The following is a 3,870-nucleotide window of genomic DNA, read 5'->3' as shown; positions in this document are numbered from 1 at the left end:
GTCGCCCGCGTTCATCCAGCTCTTCGACCAGACTTCGATACTTAGACCGAAGCCAGCACACAATGGTCTCGTCTCTCATCCCTGCTCTTGTGCAGAGGCTCTCCACTCCGGTCAATCACTATTGCGGTAAGTTGTTTCCTGCCACCGCCTAAGGTTCTTTTTTGCACTCTGTCGTGCTTCCAAGGAAGGTCTAGCTTAGATGGAGCAGTCTCTGAGAGTATATCCGCGCGGACCAGGTCCACCGCTTGCCGAGGTCAGACTGAGGGGGGCATTCTCAAAAGGGTGAAAATGCCTTGAGGATCAAGGCAACGACTCCGCCAAGCAACAGACCGAGCATCCATTTGATGAGAGTGAGATCCGTCTTGAGAGGAGCCAGTTCGATTTGCAAATCCTTTTTTGTGACAAGTTCCGCTTCACTCGTCGCTCCAAGGACGGCGTCAACAAGTGCTTCGGCCTGGGCTTCAGGAAACCCGGCTTCCTTGAGCTTCTTGGTAAATTTGAGCGTCTCAAAGGTGGTTGCAGCCATAAGAACACCTTAACAGGCTTTGCTACAAAAGAATGGACGTTTGAGACAGGGCGTAGGCCGGGATAAGGCCAGAGGCCGTTCCCGGCATGATGTTGCCGGAAACGCTTTGCTTATTCCGGATTACTTTCCTCAATGGCCCGATTCCTCACGCTGCTTGCGGCCCGCGAATCACCTTCCCCGGCATTGCACCTGTGTGTTCTCCGTCTTCATACGACACTTCTCCGCTCATGACCGTGTAACGATAGCCATCGACTTTCTGAACAAACCGACGACCATTAGCAGGAAGGTCGTATACCATCTCAGGTGGCTGTAACTGCAGGCGATCGAAGTCGATAACATTCACATCAGCTTTCATACCGGGTTTCACCAGGCCACGATCAAGTAGCCCATACAGTCTGGCAGTATCCTGCGTCTGTCGTTTGACCGCAGCTTCGAGTGGAACGCGATCACCACTCTGACGGTCACGCACCCAATAGGTGAGCATAAAGGTCGGCATACCAGCATCACAGATGAGCCCGCAGTGCGCACCTCCATCACTCAATGAGAGTATTGTCGCCGGATTTAGGAGATTCGGGCGAATGCCATCGAACGAGAGACTCTTGGCTGTGCCGATCGGCATATAGATGACTTCACGACCATTGCGCTCTAACAACGTATCGTACGCAAGTTCCTGTGGGGTTTTGCCCATGCGTCGCGCGCGTTCCTGAATGCTCTTTTCGGGAAGCGGCTCATAGTCAGGTGGATTACCTAACGAGAAGTGATTGTGGAAACCACTGACCATTTCCAGTGTCATTTCATCTTTGACAGCAGGGGTATCAGCGAGGATTTCCGCGCGTACGGCTGGATCGCACAATCGTTCTACACGCTGCGCTAGCGTGAGACCTTCCATCAGTCGTCTGTAGCTACGATGGGTACTGAACGGATGGAGCGAACTCCCCAGACTCATCAGCGTCCCCGCTGGACGTGGCGTTACCTGCGCGACCATATACGAGCCATCAGCATTGCGCTTGTCGATGAATTCAAGAATCTCACGCATGCGCATGCCGGATTTCTTGCGGATCAACGCAGCTAGGGAGATCGGACGCCCGGTTTCCTTGGTGAGCTGTGCCATCCACTCAAGATCAGCATCAGGACCGACGATGTCGGAAATGATCTCGAATACGCCGTGCCCGGCTTCACCCAACGCACGGCCAATACCCAACATTTCATCGACGCCAGCGAAGGTTCCCGGCACATATCCTTTATCGCGGGTGCGATGGACAAACGTTCGTGAGGTACTCACTCCCAGTGCACCAGCTTTGACGCCGTCGCGAACCACCGCAGCCATACGCGCAATGTCTTCTGGTGTCGCTTCTTCGTTGTTCGCGCCGCGTTCGCCCATGACATAGACACGTACGGCACAGTGTGGGACATGGGTGCCAACGTCGATCACACGCTTCATGCCAGACAAGGCATCGAGGTACTGGCCAAAAGATTCCCATTGAAAATCGATCCCGGCACGTAGTGCTTCGGTCGGAATATCCTCAACACTATCCATCAAGCTGATGAGATAGTCTTCTTGGCCTGGTTGCACTGGAGCAAAACCCACACCACAATTACCGATCATGACCGTCGTCACGCCATGCCAACTAGATGGCGTTAGAAGCGGATCCCACACGACCTGACCATCATAGTGAGTATGAATATCCACCCAACCCGGAGTGACGAGCATTCCATCGGCATTGATTTCGCGGCGGCCAGCACCGAGCTTGCCACCGACAGCGGCGATTTTCCCGCCGGTGATGGCAACATCGCCATAAAATGCCGGCGATCCCGAACCATCAACTATTTTGCCATTGCGAATGACGAGGTCATACATATCGACTGTCTCCTTCCCCAAGTGCATCGGATAACAACGATTAGTCCATTCCTTTACGCCATTTTTGCAAGGGGCACCAGACGTAAGCTGAGTTTGACAGCCCCGCCGAAAAGGTATTACAAGCGAGCATCTCTTTCGATTAGTTTTCAGGAGGACGCGTATATGAAAACTCCTATTTGTGAAATGTTGGGCATCGATTTTCCGTTGATTGCGTTTAGCCATTGCCGGGATGTGATTGCATCGGTGAGCCGGGCGGGCGGCTTTGGTGTGTTGGGAGTGACGGCATTTTCTCCGGATCAACTTGAGATGGAGTTGAAATGGATTGACGATCAGATCGAGGGTAGGCCATACGGTGTTGATGTTCTCATTCCAGAGAATTTGTCGATCAAAGAAGAGAAGGGGGTCACGCTCGGTGCGTTGGCGGAACGCATTCCTCAGACCCATAAGGACTTCGTGCGGAATCTGCTGACGAAGCACGACGTGGACCCTCCACGATCGCTTGAAAGCGGACCGATCGGCAATCCCAACGCGCAATCTTCTCTGCAACAGGAAGGGGCGTTGCGTTTGTTAGATGTGGCCTTTCAGCATCCCATCAAGTTGATCGCCAATGCGCTTGGTGTCCCACCTCAATCAATGTTGGATATGGGCCATAAACATGGCGTTCCGGTAGCAGCGTTGGTCGGTGCCAAGGAACATGCGGTGAGGCAGGTACAAGCCGGTGTCGATATTATTGTTGCGCAGGGTGGTGAGGCTGGCGGACATACTGGCGAAGTGTCAACGCTCGTTCTGATTCCTGAGGTCGTGCGCGCGATTAAACCGATTCGTAGTGTTCCAGTGTTGGCTGCCGGGGGCATCATGACCGGTCGTCAGATGGCTGCGTGCATGGCGCTTGGTGCCGCTGGAGTATGGACCGGATCGGTCTGGTTAGCCACAACTGAGTCTGAGACGACGGAGATTTTCCGGCAGAAGATGGTTACCGCGCGATCGCGTGATACTGTCCGCTCGAAGTGTCGTACCGGTAAATATACGCGACAACTACGTTCGGCTTGGACGGATGCCTGGGAAGGACCGGAGGGGATCAAGGCGCTGCCGATGCCGCTGCAAACGCTGATTAGTGAACCAGCGCTCTATGCTGCGCAGAAAGCCGCTGAGAACGGCAACGCGAAGGCCCGTGAGTTAGTGACGTACTTTGTCGGCCAAGGTGTAGGCTTAGTCGATAGTGTGAAGACGAGCCGCACGGTCGTACGAGAATTTATGGAAGAGTTTGCTGAGGCGATGGCGGATATGCAGGCGTTGGACCAAGAATAGCGCCGTATGACTCAAACTATCCGATGACGACCTCGGGAGCCTTGGTGCAATTCCGCGGTAGTAATCGGCACTGGCTACATCAGACCTGAGAACCTTCGTACACGTTACACTCCAGACGCCAAATCGTGTCATTCTGAGTCCTCCACAGCGCGCGGCGCGGAGCGTGGAGGCAGAAACG

General features: G+C 54.1%; 3 protein-coding genes. 1 reads left to right on the top strand and 2 read right to left on the bottom strand.

Annotated features, from left to right (window positions below):
- Positions 1–274: 274 nt before the first annotated feature.
- Both FJ147_27760 and FJ147_27755 read right to left on the bottom strand, forming a co-directional pair.
- Positions 275–526, bottom strand: coding sequence for a DUF1640 domain-containing protein (locus FJ147_27760; protein MBM4259680.1), 252 nt, complete (start codon positions 524–526; stop codon positions 275–277).
- Positions 527–671: 145 nt separating this feature from the next.
- Complete coding sequence (locus FJ147_27755) at positions 672–2,384, bottom strand: amidohydrolase family protein (protein MBM4259679.1); 1,713 nt, start codon at positions 2,382–2,384, stop codon at positions 672–674.
- A gap of 162 nt (positions 2,385–2,546) precedes the next feature.
- Here FJ147_27755 and FJ147_27750 point away from each other — a divergent pair, with 162 nt between their 5' ends.
- On the top strand, positions 2,547–3,692 hold the full coding sequence (locus FJ147_27750; GenBank protein MBM4259678.1) for a nitronate monooxygenase: 1,146 nt from the start codon (positions 2,547–2,549) through the stop codon (positions 3,690–3,692).
- Positions 3,693–3,870: the final 178 nt, after the last annotated feature.

The organism is Deltaproteobacteria bacterium (assembly GCA_016874775.1).
Taxonomy (GTDB): Bacteria; Desulfobacterota; Binatia; order Bin18; family Bin18; genus VGTJ01.
The sequence above is the reverse complement of the archived record's forward strand: the minus strand, read 5'-3'. Positions and strand labels throughout refer to the sequence as shown.

Excerpts from the sequence above, each read along its gene's own strand:
- FJ147_27760 (MBM4259680.1), bottom strand. The coding sequence starts at position 526 with ATGGCTGCAACCACCTTTGAGACGCTCAAATTTACCAAGAAGCTCAAG.
- FJ147_27755 (MBM4259679.1), bottom strand. The coding sequence starts at position 2,384 with ATGTATGACCTCGTCATTCGCAATGGCAAAATAGTTGATGGTTCGGGA.
- FJ147_27750 (MBM4259678.1), top strand. The coding sequence starts at position 2,547 with ATGAAAACTCCTATTTGTGAAATGTTGGGCATCGATTTTCCGTTGATT.